The organism is Shigella sp. FC1544 (assembly GCF_001722145.1).
Classification (GTDB): Bacteria; Pseudomonadota; Gammaproteobacteria; order Enterobacterales; family Enterobacteriaceae; genus Escherichia; species Escherichia coli.
On sequence record NZ_MECT01000581.1, the window covers coordinates 1 to 15,173 of the forward strand.

Annotated in this window: 15 protein-coding genes and 3 pseudogenes; 12 read left to right on the forward strand and 6 right to left on the reverse strand. The window is 51.8% G+C overall.

Annotated elements, in window-relative coordinates; all coding sequences use genetic code 11:
* From BGK49_RS23355 to BGK49_RS23380, 6 genes and pseudogenes are all read left to right on the forward strand, one after another.
* A pseudogene (locus tag BGK49_RS23355) lies at positions 1-300 on the forward strand (IS1-like element IS1X2 family transposase); the annotation flags it as partial.
* 15 nt (positions 301-315) lie between these two features.
* Positions 316-1,587: pseudogene (gene cmtA / locus BGK49_RS23360) on the forward strand (PTS mannitol transporter subunit IICB); the annotation flags it as partial.
* A 14-nt stretch (positions 1,588-1,601) separates the two neighbouring features.
* Positions 1,602-2,879 carry a zinc-binding dehydrogenase gene (locus tag BGK49_RS23365; RefSeq protein ID WP_000853236.1) on the forward strand — a complete coding sequence of 426 codons (1,278 nt, stop codon included), beginning with the start codon at positions 1,602-1,604 and terminating at the stop codon, positions 2,877-2,879.
* A complete protein-coding gene (gene glpX, locus BGK49_RS23370; RefSeq protein ID WP_000987291.1) occupies positions 2,876-3,841 on the forward strand; it encodes a class II fructose-bisphosphatase in 966 nt (321 codons plus the stop codon). Before BGK49_RS23365 ends, glpX begins: the two co-directional genes overlap by 4 nt.
* Positions 3,842-3,862: 21 nt before the next feature.
* On the forward strand, positions 3,863-4,372 hold the full coding sequence (gene fumE, locus BGK49_RS23375; protein ID WP_001096659.1) for a fumarase E: 510 nt from the start codon (positions 3,863-3,865) through the stop codon (positions 4,370-4,372).
* Complete coding sequence (locus BGK49_RS23380) at positions 4,369-5,082, forward strand: nucleoside/nucleotide kinase family protein (RefSeq protein WP_000687709.1); 714 nt, start codon at positions 4,369-4,371, stop codon at positions 5,080-5,082. Before fumE ends, BGK49_RS23380 begins: the two co-directional genes overlap by 4 nt.
* Here the strand turns inward: BGK49_RS23380 and BGK49_RS23385 are convergent.
* Genes BGK49_RS23385 through BGK49_RS23405 form a run of 5 tightly spaced genes read right to left on the reverse strand, consistent with a single transcriptional unit; the run spans position 5,054 to position 8,130 of the window.
* A complete protein-coding gene (locus tag BGK49_RS23385; protein WP_000956893.1) occupies positions 5,054-5,731 on the reverse strand; it encodes an ABC transporter ATP-binding protein in 678 nt (225 codons plus the stop codon). The two genes, BGK49_RS23380 and BGK49_RS23385, sit on opposite strands and share 29 nt — an antisense overlap.
* A complete protein-coding gene (locus BGK49_RS23390) occupies positions 5,725-6,402 on the reverse strand; it encodes an ABC transporter ATP-binding protein (protein ID WP_046891642.1) in 678 nt (225 codons plus the stop codon). Before BGK49_RS23390 ends, BGK49_RS23385 begins: the two co-directional genes overlap by 7 nt.
* A complete protein-coding gene (locus BGK49_RS23395; RefSeq protein WP_000553217.1) occupies positions 6,390-7,097 on the reverse strand; it encodes an energy-coupling factor transporter transmembrane component T in 708 nt (235 codons plus the stop codon). The genes BGK49_RS23390 and BGK49_RS23395 overlap by 13 nt, the downstream gene beginning before the upstream one ends.
* On the reverse strand, positions 7,098-7,676 hold the full coding sequence (locus BGK49_RS23400) for an ECF transporter S component (RefSeq protein ID WP_000124312.1): 579 nt from the start codon (positions 7,674-7,676) through the stop codon (positions 7,098-7,100).
* Between the two features lie 22 nt (positions 7,677-7,698).
* Positions 7,699-8,130, reverse strand: a complete 432-nt coding sequence (locus BGK49_RS23405; protein WP_000988696.1) for a PPC domain-containing DNA-binding protein — start codon at positions 8,128-8,130, stop codon at positions 7,699-7,701.
* 371 nt (positions 8,131-8,501) lie between these two features.
* Here BGK49_RS23405 and epd point away from each other — a divergent pair, with 371 nt between their 5' ends.
* The 6 genes from epd to BGK49_RS23435 all read left to right on the forward strand — a co-directional run bounded on the left by epd (position 8,502) and on the right by BGK49_RS23435 (position 14,853).
* Positions 8,502-9,521, forward strand: coding sequence for an erythrose-4-phosphate dehydrogenase (epd, locus tag BGK49_RS23410; RefSeq protein WP_000218480.1), 1,020 nt, complete (start codon positions 8,502-8,504; stop codon positions 9,519-9,521).
* Positions 9,522-9,570: 49 nt separating this feature from the next.
* Complete coding sequence (gene pgk / locus BGK49_RS23415; protein WP_000111269.1) at positions 9,571-10,734, forward strand: phosphoglycerate kinase; 1,164 nt, start codon at positions 9,571-9,573, stop codon at positions 10,732-10,734.
* 214 nt (positions 10,735-10,948) lie between these two features.
* Positions 10,949-12,028, forward strand: coding sequence for a class II fructose-bisphosphate aldolase (gene fbaA, locus BGK49_RS23420; RefSeq protein ID WP_000034377.1), 1,080 nt, complete (start codon positions 10,949-10,951; stop codon positions 12,026-12,028).
* A gap of 357 nt (positions 12,029-12,385) precedes the next feature.
* Entirely contained in the window at positions 12,386-13,246 is an 861-nt protein-coding gene (mscS, locus tag BGK49_RS23425) for a small-conductance mechanosensitive channel MscS (RefSeq protein ID WP_000389818.1), read from the forward strand.
* Between the two features lie 138 nt (positions 13,247-13,384).
* Entirely contained in the window at positions 13,385-14,020 is a 636-nt protein-coding gene (gene argO, locus BGK49_RS23430; RefSeq protein ID WP_000493360.1) for an arginine exporter ArgO, read from the forward strand.
* 92 nt (positions 14,021-14,112) lie between these two features.
* Positions 14,113-14,853 carry an oxidative stress defense protein gene (locus tag BGK49_RS23435; protein WP_000669834.1) on the forward strand — a complete coding sequence of 247 codons (741 nt, stop codon included), beginning with the start codon at positions 14,113-14,115 and terminating at the stop codon, positions 14,851-14,853.
* Positions 14,854-15,040: 187 nt separating this feature from the next.
* Here BGK49_RS23435 and BGK49_RS29990 read toward each other — a convergent pair.
* A pseudogene (locus tag BGK49_RS29990) lies at positions 15,041-15,173 on the reverse strand (IS110 family transposase); the annotation flags it as partial.

Below are 15,173 nucleotides of genomic sequence, written 5' to 3' on the forward strand. Positions count from 1 at the left end.
ACGGTTGTGGCGCACGTCTTCGGTGAACGCACTCTGGCCACACTGGAGCGTCTTCTGAGCCTGCTGTCGGCCTTTGAGGTCGTGGTATGGATGACGGATGGCTGGCCGCTGTATGAATCACGCCTGAAGGGAAAGCTGCACGTTATCAGCAAGCGTTACACTCAGCGCATTGAGCGACATAATCTGAATCTGAGACAACATCTGGCAAGGCTGGGACGGAAGTCACTGTCGTTCTCAAAATCGGTGGAGCTGCATGACAAGGTCATCGGGCATTATCTGAACATAAAACACTATCAGTAAGTTGGAGTCATTACCCCCACCGGTTGGCTGCCTAACGAACATTTCGCCAAAATTGTCGGCCCGATGATTACCTATTTATTGCCCGTGATGATTGGTTCTACAGGTGGTCATCTGGTCGGCGGTAAACGCGGGGCGGTCATGGGCGGAATAGGTACTATTGGTGTGATCGTTGGCGCAGAGATCCCGATGTTCCTTGGCTCAATGATCATGGGGCCGCTCGGTGGGTTGGTCATAAAATATGTCGATAAGGCACTGGAAAAACGCATACCTGCCGGTTTTGAGATGGTTATCAATAACTTCTCATTAGGTATCGCGGGGATGCTCCTTTGTCTGCTGGGTTTTGAAGTGATCGGCCCGGCGGTGTTAATTGCCAATACTTTCGTCAAAGAGTGTATCGAGGCGCTGGTACATGCGGGTTATCTGCCTCTGCTGTCAGTCATCAATGAACCGGCGAAAGTGCTTTTCCTTAATAATGCGATCGATCAGGGCGTCTATTATCCGCTGGGAATGCAACAGGCTTCGGTTAACGGTAAATCCATCTTCTTTATGGTGGCCTCTAACCCAGGTCCGGGCCTGGGGCTGCTGCTGGCGTTTACCTTGTTTGGTAAAGGGATGAGTAAACGTTCTGCGCCCGGGGCGATGATTATTCACTTCCTCGGTGGGATCCACGAACTGTATTTCCCATATGTGCTGATGAAGCCGCTGACTATTATTGCCATGATTGCGGGCGGTATGTCTGGTACCTGGATGTTTAACTTACTGGACGGTGGTCTGGTGGCTGGCCCAAGTCCGGGGTCTATCTTTGCTTACCTGGCACTGACGCCGAAAGGCTCGTTCCTGGCGACAATTGCCGGTGTTACGGTAGGTACCCTGGTGTCCTTTGCTATTACTTCGCTGATACTGAAGATGGAAAAAACGGTGGAAACGGAGAGCGAAGATGAATTTGCTCAGTCAGCCAATGCGGTTAAGGCGATGAAACAAGAGGGTGCATTCTCGTTAAGCAGGGTTAAGCGTATCGCCTTTGTTTGCGATGCGGGGATGGGCTCCAGTGCGATGGGCGCGACCACCTTCCGTAAACGCCTGGAAAAAGCGGGGCTGGCAATAGAAGTAAAACATTACGCGATAGAAAACGTGCCTGCGGATGCCGATATCGTCGTCACTCACGCCAGTCTGGAAGGGCGCGTGAAACGTGTGACGGATAAACCGCTGATATTGATTAATAACTATATTGGCGATCCAAAACTCGACACTTTATTTAATCAATTAACCGCCGAACATAAACACTGATTACAGAGGTAAAAATGAAAACCAAAGTTGCTGCTATTTATGGCAAGCGGGATGTCCGTCTGCGCGAATTTGAACTGCCAGAAATTACCGATAATGAACTGTTAGTGAGTGTAATTTCTGACAGCGTCTGTTTATCGACCTGGAAAGCGGCGTTACTCGGTAGTGAACATAAACGCGTACCCGACGATTTAGAAAATCATCCGGTCATTACCGGGCATGAATGTGCCGGGGTTATTGTCGAAGTGGGTAAAAATCTCACTGGCAAATATAAAAAAGGCCAGCGTTTTGTATTGCAACCGGCGATGGGGTTACCAAGCGGATATTCAGCAGGCTACAGCTACGAATATTTTGGCGGTAACGCCACCTATATGATTATTCCCGAAATCGCCATTAATTTGGGCTGCGTATTACCGTATCACGGCTCTTATTTTGCTGCGGCGTCGCTGGTAGAGCCTATGTGCTGCATTATTGGTGCTTATCATGCCAATTATCACACCACGCAATATGTTTATGAGCATCGCATGGGCGTCAAACCTGGCGGCAATATTGCACTGCTGGCGTGTGCGGGTCCGATGGGCATTGGCGCTATCGATTACGCCATTAACGGTGGCATACAACCGTCACGGGTGGTGGTGGTCGATATCGACGACAAACGCCTGGCGCAGGTGCAGAAGCTGCTGCCGGTGGATCTGGCGGCCAGTAAAGGCATTGAGCTGGTGTATGTGAATACCAAAGGGATGAGCGATCCGGTCCAGACGCTGCGGGCGCTGACAGGAGATGTCGGGTTCGATGACATTTTTGTTTATGCGGCGGTGCCTGCTGTCGTTGAGATGGCTGACGAATTACTGGCGGAAGATGGCTGTCTGAACTTCTTTGCCGGGCCGACGGATAAAAACTTCAAAGTGCCGTTTAATTTCTACAACGTCCATTACAACAGCACGCACGTAGTCGGTACATCCGGCGGTTCAACGGACGACATGAAAGAGGCGATTGCGTTAAGCGCCACGGGGCAGTTGCAGCCGTCCTTTATGGTCACGCATATCGGTGGGCTGGATGCGGTGCCAGATACCGTGCTCAATCTGCCGGATATCCCTGGCGGTAAAAAACTCATTTATAACGGCGTGACCATGCCGCTCACTGCCATTGCCGATTTTGCCGAAAAAGGCAAAACCGATCCGCTATTTAAAGAGTTGGCGCGGCTGGTTGAGGAAACGCACGGCATCTGGAATGAACAGGCCGAGAAATATCTGCTGGCACAATTTGGCATTGATATCGGGGAGGCCGCGCAATGATGTCCCTGGCGTGGCCATTATTTCGCGTTACGGAACAGGCAGCGTTGGCTGCCTGGCCGCAAACCGGATGTGGCGACAAAAATAAAATTGATGGCCTGGCGGTCACCGCGATGCGCCAGGCATTAAACGACGTCGCTTTTCGTGGACGAGTGGTTATCGGCGAAGGAGAAATTGACCATGCGCCGATGCTGTGGATTGGCGAAGAGGTGGGCAAAGGCGATGGGCCAGAAGTCGATATCGCGGTTGATCCCATTGAAGGCACGCGGATGGTGGCGATGGGGCAGAGCAATGCGCTGGCGGTCATGGCTTTCGCCCCTCGGGATAGCCTGTTACATGCGCCCGATATGTATATGAAAAAGCTGGTTGTTAATCGACTGGCTGCCGGGGTGATTGATCTGTCTTTGCCTCTGGCGGACAACTTGCGTAACGTGGCGCGGGCGTTAGGTAAACCGCTGGACAAGCTGCGCATGGTTACGCTGGATAAACCGCGCCTGAGTGCCGCGATTGAGGAAGCAACACAGCTGGGCGTGAAGGTTTTTGCCCTGCCGGATGGCGATGTCGCCGCCAGCGTGCTGACCTGCTGGCAGGATAATCCTTACGATGTGATGTACACCATCGGCGGTGCGCCAGAAGGCGTGATTTCTGCCTGTGCCGTTAAAGCATTAGGCGGGGATATGCAGGCCGAGCTGATTGACTTTTGTCAGGCTAAAGGGGATTACACGGAAAATCGGCAGATTGCAGAGCAGGAGAGCAAGCGTTGCAAGGCAATGGGCGTTGACGTTAACCGTGTGTACTCGCTCGATGAACTGGTGAGGGGGAACGATATCCTCTTTAGCGCTACGGGCGTGACGGGCGGCGAGTTGGTGAACGGTATCCAACAGACGGCGAATGGGGTGCGGACGCAGACATTACTGATCGGCGGCGCGGACCAAACGTGTAATATAATAGACTCCCTGCATTGATGGTGATCTATCGGAAGACCAATGGCGAAGCTGACAGAAGATGATGTGCTTGAGCAACTGGATGCACAGGACAATTTATTTTCATTTATGAAAACTGCGCATTCTATTTTGCTCCAGGGGATACGCCAGTTTCTGCCGTCGCTGTTTGTCGATAACGATGAAGAGATCGTGGAATATGCAGTGAAGCCGTTACTCGCCCAAAGCGGCCCGCTTGACGATATTGATGTTGCGCTGCGTTTGATTTATGCGCTGGGGAAAATGGATAAATGGCTGTACGCCGATATCACGCATTTTTCCCAGTTCTGGCATTACCTGAACGAACAGGATGAAACGCCCGGATTTGCCGATGACATGACCTGGGATTTTATCAGCAACGTCAATAGCATAACCCGCAATGCGATGCTCTATGACGCGTTGAAAGCGATGAAGTTCGCCGATTTCGCCGTCTGGTCAGAGGCGCGTTTTAGCGGGATGGTCAAAACGGCGCTGACGCTGGCAGTAACGACAATCTTAAAGGAATTAACGCCGTGAAAATTGAATTAACGGTGAATGGGCTGAAGATACAGGCACAGTACCAGAACGAAGAGATTGAAAATGTACATAAACCGTTGCTGCGTATGCTGGCGGCCTTACAGACGGTAAATCCGCAGCGGCGTACGGTGGTTTTTCTTTGCGCTCCGCCGGGGACGGGTAAATCTACCCTAACCACCTTCTGGGAATATCTCGCGCAACAAGACCCGGAGCTGCCCGCTATTCAGACGCTCCCGATGGATGGTTTTCACCATTACAATAGCTGGCTGGACGCGCATCAATTGCGCCCCTTCAAAGGCGCACCAGAGACATTTGACGTTGCGAAACTGGCGGAAAATCTGCGCCAGGTGGTGGAAGGGGATTGTACGTGGCCGCAGTACGATCGACAAAAGCATGATCCTGTTGAAGATGCGTTGCACGTTACCGCACCACTCGTCATCGTCGAAGGAAACTGGTTGTTGCTGGACGACGAGAAGTGGTGCCAGCTTGCGCAATTTTGTGATTTCTCGATCTTTATCAACGCGCCAGCTACTGCGTTGCGGGAGCATCTGGTGGGGCGCAAGCTGGCGGGAGGGGTATCGCTGGCAGATGCAGAAGCCTTTTATGACCGTACCGACGGGCCGAATGTTCGCCGGGTGCTGGAAGAGAGTCTGCCTGCAAATTTGACCTTAATGATGACCGCTACGGGTGAATATCGTCTGGTGGATTAACGTTCCTGATTACACCATCTTCCAGTCGCACCACACGAGAGAAATGACGCCGGGTAAATGCGGCGTCATGACTGATTGCTACCACGCTCGTGCCTCGCTGGCGGCACTTCTCCAGCCAGCTTTCAAACACGCTCAACCAATTTTCGTCAAAATCCCGACTCGGCTCGTCCAGCAGTAATAGTGGCGGAGAGAGTGCTTCCAGGCAGGCGACGGCGACCATCCGTCGCTGCGCACTATGCAGATCCAACGGGTGCGAGTTGGCAGTGTCTGCTAACTGACAACATTGCAGGGCAGCATGGGTACGTTGAGTGATTTCATCCGCCGGGCATTTTTGCAGTTTCAAACCAAATGCGATCTCGTCAGCGACGGTGCTGTGAAAAAGTTGGTTTTCCGCTTCCTGAAACAGTACGCCAACCTTTGCCGCGCGCTGGCGGTTTTTCAGGTTTTTCATCGCCTGTTGTTGCAGCATAACCGTACCGGCTGTGGGCGTAAGAAGACCTGCCATTACTCGTAACAGCGTCGATTTCCCTGCGCCATTGTCACCGGTCAGCGCCAACCATTCACCTTGTTTGAGTTGCAGAGAAATGTCGCAAAGACAATCCGTTGCCGCGCCAGGCCAGCGATAAGATATCTGATTTAACGTTAACATAGTGGCTGGAGCGCTCCGTTTTGCAATTGCCACGCTTGCTGGCAGTAGTTCAGGAAAGGTGTGCAATGACGTTCAAAAAGAATAATCAGCAAACCACGTTCAAACGCCCAGTGTTGTAAGCGCTGCAACAGCATTTCGCTGGCCTGCGGCGTCAGGCGGCTAAAGGCTTCATCAAGAATTAAGAGCTTTGGCTGCATCGCGATGGCGCAGGCGATGACCACGCGCTGTGTCTCTCCACCGGAGAGTGTTGCCGGGTGACGATGGCGCAACGGCTGGCACTCGGTCAGAGTCAGGGCGGCATCAATCCGCGCCATAATCTCTGCTTCAGCAAGACACAGATTTTCTGGCCCAAAGGCAACTTCTTCTTCCACGCTAAAGGTACAGCCGGAGAGCTGCAAATAGGGCGATTGCTGGACGAGCTGGATGGTGGCGGATTGTTCATTAAGCGGGAGATGCCCAATGGGCGTACCGAGGAGCGTCCCCGTGCCTGTTATCTCTCCTGGCAGAAAGTCCGGATACCAGCCCGCCATCAGCTGTGCCAGCGTACTTTTGCCACTGCCGTTGTCACCAAAGATGGCGACCATCCCCGGTTTGACATAGTGAAAGTCATAACAGAACGGAGGATGCGTTGAGTGTGTCGGGCAATAACGGAACTGTTCTAACGTAACCATATCCACGCTCCGAATTCTGTCAGCATCAGCAAGATCATGGTGTAACGCGCTACGCGTTGTAGGGTGCTATCGGCTGGTGCCCACAACGTTGTTCGTCGGTTGTGGATCCGAAATGCCCGCATATCCAGCGCCGCACCACGGACAGCCAGATCGTTAAGCGCATTGTGTGTTAGCGGAATAATTAACGCGGGCATCGCACGTAAACGCTGATACCAGCCCTCATCCAGCGGCACGCCGCGGGCACGCTGCGCTTCATGAATAATCGCTAATTGCCGTTTTAACTGCTCAACGACCAATAACGGCCCGGCAAACAGATAAGCGACGCCTGGCGGCAGGCGAGAAGCAAACAGAGCGCGAATAAAACATTGCACGGGGACGTACTGCATCCACAACTGTGAGGTTGAAACAATCGCCAGAATCCGCAACCAGAGCGTAATAGCATGCGACCACCGTTCTGGCGAGCGTGGCGTGCCGCTTAGCCATTCTGGTAGCCAGCCACCGTGTACCAGCCACAGCCCGGCTCCCAGCGAGAACATCAGCCAGACGACATATTTTGCCCGCCGCCGCGTGGCCTTTAGCGCAATAAGGCAGAAAAAGGTCGCCGCGCTATAGATCGGCAAAATGGTCTGCGCGGGCAGGATAAGCGTGGTGCAGGCCGCCAATGCCCACAGTGTTAATGAGGTAAATGGATGCATTTAGCGCACGGCAGCCATTGCCGGAAAATGGCGCGTGGTGCGAATCGGCAGCTGGCGCAGTAAAAGCCAGACAATCACCGCTGTAAGAATTTTATCGACCAGGTTCGCGCCTATCACCGTAATCGCCACCGACTCCACCAGGTTTTGCCCCATCGAGTGCATCCAGGCAACGAACAAATCGGCTCCGCTACCGGTGACACCGCCGAACAGCGCAGTACGCAGCGGTACAGCGACGACCGTTACCGCAAGCGTAATAATCACGCCGCTGACAACGACTTTTGGCAGGGTGCGAAACCAACCCGCTCGCGCCAGCCAACCGGCGACCAGGCCGATGACCATCGCGACGGGTGCAAATGCGGCGGCGATCGGGTCGGTCAGCAATCCCCAGAGTAAATTGGTCAGTAAGCCGGTCAGCATTCCGATCACCGGACCAAGCAGTACCGCGCTAATAAGTGTGCCGATGGAGTCGAGAAATATAGGTAATTTGACCATGCTGGCCAGTTGCCCGCCGATCATATTGATGGCGATAGATATAACGATCAACACCAGTGCCTGACTGGAAAAGTGGCTACGCGCCATAAGAAAACCTCTTTGAAAGTAGTTATTTAACGGGGGAAATATGCAACTCGTCGTAACCAGAAAGCGCGCAAGGTTGGCGGCTAAACGCCAGTTCCTCAAGGCTACCGATCACCAGTTCAAGCGTGGTCCGCACGGTACAGCCGGGCATCATATGACCGCCAAGCATCGTGCCGTGTGGATCGGAAACGCAGAGATGAAGATGCTCACCACTCTGTTCCAGCGTGCCGTTTAGTGAGATCACTTCGAATTTACCGTTCAGGAGCGTGGTGCCTTCTTGCCTGGCATAGCGCAAGGCGACGTCAGTCAGGCTACCGGTACAGCCTGCAATCCAGGCGGCATGAAGTTGATGCTGCTGTGCAAAAGCGTGTAGCTGGGAAAAAACTTCCTGCCCGGGGAGGAGGCGCAGTGCGTAAAAGCGTGCGGAGGAAGAATATGGGTAGGGCAATGTCATCATTGGAGTACTCCGAAACTCGGACGTATTGCGGATAATATCGACGCTGCATCAGTCATATTCTGATATAAGTCAGGGTTTGTGACGGCACAACGAAAAGATTTTGCTACGCTTATTCGTGATTCTGCAAAGTGGAATAAATTCCACAGGGGCGGGGCTGAAAACGTGACGTAAGTCAGATAATTGCTTTCTTTGACTGGACAATCATTCCTTTTATTCCACGTTTCGCTTATCCTAGCTGAAGCGTTTCAGTCGATTAAATGTTCGACAATTAACCAATCAGTCGCAGTTTGCGACAGGTAAGGTTTCCCCGGACGATTTGCTGGATTACTCTGTCTGGCAAATTTGCTCAGGGAAAACCTTGCAGGAGATCTATGACCGTACGCGTAGCGATAAATGGCTTCGGTCGCATCGGGCGTAATGTGGTTCGTGCTTTGTATGAATCCGGACGCCGGGCGGAAATTACCGTGGTGGCAATCAACGAACTGGCGGATGCTGCGGGCATGGCGCATTTGTTGAAATATGACACCAGCCATGGCCGTTTTGCATGGGAAGTACGACAGGAACGCGATCAACTTTTTGTTGGTGATGACGCCATCCGCGTATTGCATGAACGTTCACTGCAATCGCTCCCCTGGCGTGAACTTGGCGTTGATGTAGTCCTCGACTGCACCGGCGTATATGGCTCCCGCGAGCATGGCGAAGCGCATATTGCCGCCGGGGCCAAAAAAGTGCTCTTTTCACATCCTGGCAGTAACGATCTCGACGCGACCGTTGTTTACGGCGTCAATCAGGATCAACTTCGTGCGGAACACCGCATCGTTTCTAACGCTTCCTGTACCACGAATTGCATAATTCCCGTCATCAAATTGTTAGATGATGCGTACGGTATTGAGTCCGGCACTGTGACCACAATTCACTCCGCCATGCACGATCAACAGGTTATTGATGCATACCATCCTGACCTGCGTCGCACCCGGGCAGCCAGCCAGTCGATCATTCCGGTCGATACTAAACTGGCCGCCGGTATCACACGATTTTTTCCGCAATTTAACGATCGCTTTGAAGCGATTGCGGTACGTGTGCCAACCATAAATGTGACGGCAATCGATTTAAGCGTGACGGTGAAGAAACCTGTAAAAGCCAATGAAGTCAACCTGTTGCTGCAAAAAGCAGCACAAGGTGCATTTCATGGTATAGTTGACTATACGGAATTGCCGTTGGTCTCTGTAGATTTTAACCACGATCCGCACAGTGCCATTGTCGATGGCACCCAAACCCGGGTCAGTGGCGCACACCTGATCAAAACGTTGGTCTGGTGCGATAACGAATGGGGCTTTGCTAACCGAATGCTCGACACGACGTTAGCTATGGCTACTGTTGCTTTCAGGTAAGACGCAAGCAGCGTCTGCAAAACTTTTAGAATCAACGAGAGGATTCACCATGTCTGTAATTAAGATGACCGATCTGGATCTTGCTGGGAAACGTGTATTTATCCGTGCGGATCTGAACGTACCAGTAAAAGACGGGAAAGTAACCAGCGACGCGCGTATCCGTGCTTCTCTGCCGACCATCGAACTGGCCCTGAAACAAGGCGCAAAAGTGATGGTAACTTCCCACCTGGGTCGTCCTACCGAAGGCGAGTACAACGAAGAATTCTCTCTGCTGCCGGTTGTTAACTACCTGAAAGACAAACTGTCTAACCCGGTTCGTCTGGTTAAAGATTACCTCGACGGCGTTGACGTTGCTGAAGGTGAACTGGTTGTTCTGGAAAACGTTCGCTTCAACAAAGGCGAGAAGAAAGACGACGAAACCCTGTCCAAAAAATACGCTGCACTGTGTGACGTGTTCGTAATGGACGCATTCGGTACTGCTCACCGCGCGCAGGCTTCTACTCACGGTATCGGTAAATTCGCTGACGTTGCGTGCGCAGGCCCGCTGCTGGCAGCTGAACTGGACGCGCTGGGTAAAGCACTGAAAGAACCTGCTCGCCCGATGGTGGCTATCGTTGGTGGTTCTAAAGTATCTACCAAACTGACCGTTTTGGACTCCCTGTCTAAAATCGCTGACCAGCTGATTGTTGGTGGTGGTATCGCTAACACCTTTATCGCGGCACAAGGCCACGATGTGGGTAAATCCCTGTACGAAGCTGACCTGGTTGACGAAGCTAAACGTCTGCTGACCACCTGCAACATCCCGGTTCCGTCTGATGTTCGCGTAGCAACCGAGTTCTCTGAAACTGCACCGGCTACCCTGAAATCTGTTAACGATGTGAAAGCTGACGAGCAGATCCTGGATATCGGTGATGCTTCCGCTCAGGAACTGGCTGAAATCCTGAAGAATGCGAAAACCATTCTGTGGAACGGTCCGGTTGGCGTGTTCGAATTCCCGAACTTCCGCAAAGGTACTGAAATCGTGGCTAACGCTATCGCAGACAGCGAAGCGTTCTCCATCGCTGGCGGCGGCGACACTCTGGCAGCAATCGACCTGTTCGGCATTGCTGACAAAATCTCCTACATCTCCACTGGCGGCGGCGCATTCCTCGAATTCGTGGAAGGTAAAGTACTGCCTGCAGTAGCGATGCTCGAAGAGCGCGCTAAGAAGTAAAAAATCACAGGGCAGGGAAACCTGCCCTTGTTTCAGCGCGCTTTTAGAGCACGCATTTTTTCATACTCTAAATAATTCGAGTTGCAGGAAGGCGACAAGAGAGTGAATCCCCAGGAGCTTACATAAGTAAGTGACTGGGGTGAGCGAACGCAGACGCAGCACATGCAACTTGAAGTATGATGAGTATAAGGCCCGACGATACAGGACAAGAGACATGTCTAAGATTTTTGATTTCGTAAAACCTGGCGTAATCACTGGTGATGACGTACAGAAAGTTTTCCAGGTAGCAAAAGAAAACAACTTCGCACTGCCAGCAGTAAACTGCGTCGGTACTGACTCCATCAACGCCGTACTGGAAACTGCTGCTAAAGTTAAAGCGCCGGTTATCGTTCAGTTCTCCAACGGTGGTGCTTCCTTTATCGCTGGTAAAGGCGTGAAATCTGACGTTCCGCAGGGTGCTGCTATCCTGGGCGCGATCTCTGGTGCGCATCACGTTCACCAGATGGCTGAACATTATGGTGTTCCGGTTATCCTGCACACTGACCACTGCGCGAAGAAACTGCTGCCGTGGATCGACGGTCTGCTGGACGCGGGTGAAAAACACTTCGCAGCTACCGGTAAGCCGCTGTTCTCTTCTCACATGATCGACCTGTCTGAAGAATCTCTGCAAGAGAACATCGAAATCTGCTCTAAATACCTGGAGCGTATGTCCAAAATCGGCATGACTCTGGAAATCGAACTGGGTTGCACCGGTGGTGAAGAAGACGGCGTGGACAACAGCCACATGGACGCTTCTGCACTGTACACCCAGCCGGAAGACGTTGATTACGCATACACCGAGCTGAGCAAAATCAGCCCGCGTTTCACCATCGCTGCGTCCTTCGGTAACGTACACGGTGTTTACAAGCCGGGTAACGTGGTTCTGACTCCGACCATCCTGCGTGATTCTCAGGAATATGTTTCTAAGAAACACAACCTGCCGCACAACAGCCTGAGCTTCGTATTCCACGGTGGTTCCGGTTCTACTGCTCAGGAAATCAAAGACTCCGTAAGCTACGGCGTAGTGAAAATGAACATCGATACCGATACCCAATGGGCAACCTGGGAAGGCGTTCTGAACTACTACAAAGCGAACGAAGCTTATCTGCAGGGTCAGCTGGGTAACCCGAAAGGCGAAGATCAGCCGAACAAGAAATACTACGATCCGCGCGTATGGCTGCGTGCCGGTCAGACTTCGATGATCGCTCGTCTGGAAAAAGCATTCCAGGAACTGAACGCGATCGACGTTCTGTAAGATATTCCTTTCTGCTTATCTCAAGGCCCGCTCTGCGGGTCTTTTTTTCGCCAAAAGCAAAATTGCCTGATGCGCTACGCTTATCAGGCCTACACGTATCCTGCAATATATTGAATTTGCAGGTTTTTGTAGGCCGGATAAGGCGTTCACGCCGCATCCGGCATGACAAAGCGCACATTGATATCTGTCTGAGCCCCGCTCTGCGGGGATTTTTTCGCCAAAAGCAAGGTGATTCAGATGAGAAATCTGTGATCTATTTGGCAAAATTATGCTTTATTGTTTACCCTTGTCAGACTGCCCGTCATAAGGCGGCGGAGTGTATTTCTCCATTTTGAGTCAGTTGAAAAGGAATATTGAATGGAAGATTTGAATGTTGTCGATAGCATAAACGGCGCGGGAAGCTGGCTGGTAGCTAACCAGGCGCTGCTGCTAAGTTATGCAGTAAACATCGTGGCGGCACTCGCGATCATCATCGTTGGTTTGATTATCGCGCGGATGATTTCCAACGCGGTGAATCGCCTGATGATCTCCCGTAAAATCGATGCCACTGTTGCTGATTTTCTTTCTGCATTAGTCCGTTACGGTATTATCGCCTTTACGCTAATCGCTGCCCTGGGACGCGTGGGTGTACAAACAGCGTCAGTCATTGCTGTACTCGGTGCCGCAGGCTTAGCTGTTGGTCTGGCTTTGCAGGGGTCACTTTCTAACCTGGCCGCTGGCGTGTTACTTGTCATGTTCCGACCGTTCCGTGCCGGAGAATATGTTGACCTCGGCGGCGTAGCCGGTACTGTGCTGAGTGTGCAGATTTTCTCCACCACCATGCGTACTGCAGACGGTAAAATTATCGTTATTCCGAACGGTAAAATTATTGCCGGAAATATTATTAACTTCTCCCGCGAGCCAGTTCGCCGTAACGAATTTATTATTGGCGTGGCGTATGATTCCGATATCGATCAGGTTAAGCAGATCCTGACCAATATTATCCAGTCTGAAGATCGCATTTTGAAAGATCGCGAAATGACTGTGCGCCTGAACGAACTTGGTGCATCGTCGATTAATTTCGTGGTCCGCGTCTGGAGCAACAGCGGCGATCTGCAAAACGTGTACTGGGATGTGCTGGAGCGTATTAAACGTGAATTTGATGCCGCCGGTATCAGCTTCCCGTACCCGCAAATGGATGTGAACTTTAAGCGGGTGAAAGAAGACAAAGCTGCGTAATCAACGCTGAGGCCAGATAATACTCTCTGGCCTCTCTCTTATTAGTTATTCTGATTGCCAATTAATATTATCAATTTCCGCTAATAACAATCCCGCGATATAGTCTCTGCATCAGATACTTAATTCGGAATATCCAACGTGTTTTCTTATTACTTTCAAGGTCTTGCTCTTGGGGCAGCTATGATTCTGCCGCTCGGCCCACAAAATGCTTTTGTGATGAATCAGGGCATTCGTCGTCAGTACCACATTATGATTGCCTTACTTTGCGCTATCAGCGATTTGGTCCTGATTTGCGCGGGGATTTTTGGTGGTAGCGCGTTATTGATGCAGTCGCCGTGGTTGCTGGCGCTGGTCACCTGGGGCGGCGTAGTCTTCTTGCTCTGGTATGGTTTTGGCGCTTTTAAAACAGCGATGAGTAGTAATATTGAGTTAGCTAGTGCCGAAGTCCTGAAGCAAGGCAGATGGAAAATTATCGCCACCATGTTGGCAGTGACCTGGCTGAATCCGCATGTTTACCTGGATACTTTTGTTGTACTGGGCAGCCTTGGCGGGCAGCTTGACGTCGAACCAAAACGTTGGTTTGCGCTCGGGACAATTAGCGCCTCTTTCCTGTGGTTCTTTGGTCTGGCTATTCTCGCAGCCTGGCTGGCACCGCGCCTGCGCACGGCAAAATCACAGCGCATTATCAATCTGGTAGTGGGATGTGTCATGTGGTTTATAGCCTTGCAGCTGGCGAGAGACGGTATTGCTCATGCACAAGCCTTGTTCAGTTAGGCGCTATCTGATGGAAAAATAAAACAGAGGCGCTAAGCTTGCCTCCAGAGGTCCTGAATTTTGGGCAAGTCAATTAACACGGAGAGACTAACGTGAAGTTCAAAGTTATCGCCCTAGCGGCATTAATGGGTATTAGCGGGATGGCAGCGCAGGCTAACGAATTGCCGGATGGACCGCATATTGTCACCTCCGGTACGGCAAGTGTGGATGCGGTGCCAGACATTGCCACTCTTGCGATTGAAGTTAACGTGGCCGCGAAGGATGCCGCTACAGCCAAGAAACAGGCAGATGAGCGCGTCGCACAATACATTTCCTTCCTTGAACTCAATCAGATCGCGAAAAAAGATATCAGCTCAGCGAATTTACGCACCCAGCCAGATTATGATTATCAGGATGGTAAAAGTATCCTGAAAGGCTACCGCGCTGTGAGAACGGTGGAAGTCACGCTCCGTCAGTTAGACAAACTGAATTCCTTGCTGGATGGCGCGCTGAAGGCGGGTCTTAACGAAATTCGTTCAGTGTCGCTGGGCGTGGCGCAGCCGGATGCCTATAAAGACAAAGCGCGTAAGGCAGCGATTGATAACGCGATTCATCAGGCGCAGGAACTGGCGAACGGCTTTCATCGTAAACTGGGGCCGGTATATAGCGTGCGCTACCATGTTTCCAACTATCAGCCCAGCCCAATGGTGCGGATGATGAAAGCCGATGCCGCGCCGGTGTCTGCCCAGGAAACTTACGAGCAGGCCGCTATTCAGTTTGATGATCAGGTCGATGTGGTCTTCCAGTTAGAACCTGTGGATCAACAACCCGCTAAAACACCTGCAGCACAATAATACTTGTAGCCCGACGTATTCGTCGGGCTAATGCCTTTACCCGATATTGCCTCCTTTTTCTGTAATTTTCTGTAAAACCATGACGTAATCACCTATCTTTGCTCGCGGTTTCATCAAGGATAGGCTGACTGAAACGGTTAAGCGGACAAGGATGCGGGGAGGTGCCCCTATTAAGTTGTCAAGCATGTTATGACCCCTGCGGGGTATAAAAAGTCCCGTCGCGCATCATGGCGAACAGAACGTCGCAGCGTCGTCTCGCCAGGGCGATAAGCGCCTGATTGTGTCGTTTTCCCTGACTCATTTTGCGGGTGTAGTAAGCC

Coding starts and splice junctions, on each gene's coding strand:
- BGK49_RS23395 (WP_000553217.1), bottom strand. CDS start 7,097: ATGCATCCATTTACCTCATTAACACTGTGGGCATTGGCGGCCTGCACC.
- BGK49_RS23365 (WP_000853236.1), top strand. CDS start 1,602: ATGAAAACCAAAGTTGCTGCTATTTATGGCAAGCGGGATGTCCGTCTG.
- BGK49_RS23405 (WP_000988696.1), bottom strand. CDS start 8,130: ATGATGACATTGCCCTACCCATATTCTTCCTCCGCACGCTTTTACGCA.
- glpX (WP_000987291.1), top strand. CDS start 2,876: ATGATGTCCCTGGCGTGGCCATTATTTCGCGTTACGGAACAGGCAGCG.
- fbaA (WP_000034377.1), top strand. CDS start 10,949: ATGTCTAAGATTTTTGATTTCGTAAAACCTGGCGTAATCACTGGTGAT.
- mscS (WP_000389818.1), top strand. CDS start 12,386: ATGGAAGATTTGAATGTTGTCGATAGCATAAACGGCGCGGGAAGCTGG.
- fumE (WP_001096659.1), top strand. CDS start 3,863: ATGGCGAAGCTGACAGAAGATGATGTGCTTGAGCAACTGGATGCACAG.
- BGK49_RS23385 (WP_000956893.1), bottom strand. CDS start 5,731: ATGTTAACGTTAAATCAGATATCTTATCGCTGGCCTGGCGCGGCAACG.
- BGK49_RS23400 (WP_000124312.1), bottom strand. CDS start 7,676: ATGGCGCGTAGCCACTTTTCCAGTCAGGCACTGGTGTTGATCGTTATA.
- BGK49_RS23390 (WP_046891642.1), bottom strand. CDS start 6,402: ATGGTTACGTTAGAACAGTTCCGTTATTGCCCGACACACTCAACGCAT.
- pgk (WP_000111269.1), top strand. CDS start 9,571: ATGTCTGTAATTAAGATGACCGATCTGGATCTTGCTGGGAAACGTGTA.
- epd (WP_000218480.1), top strand. CDS start 8,502: ATGACCGTACGCGTAGCGATAAATGGCTTCGGTCGCATCGGGCGTAAT.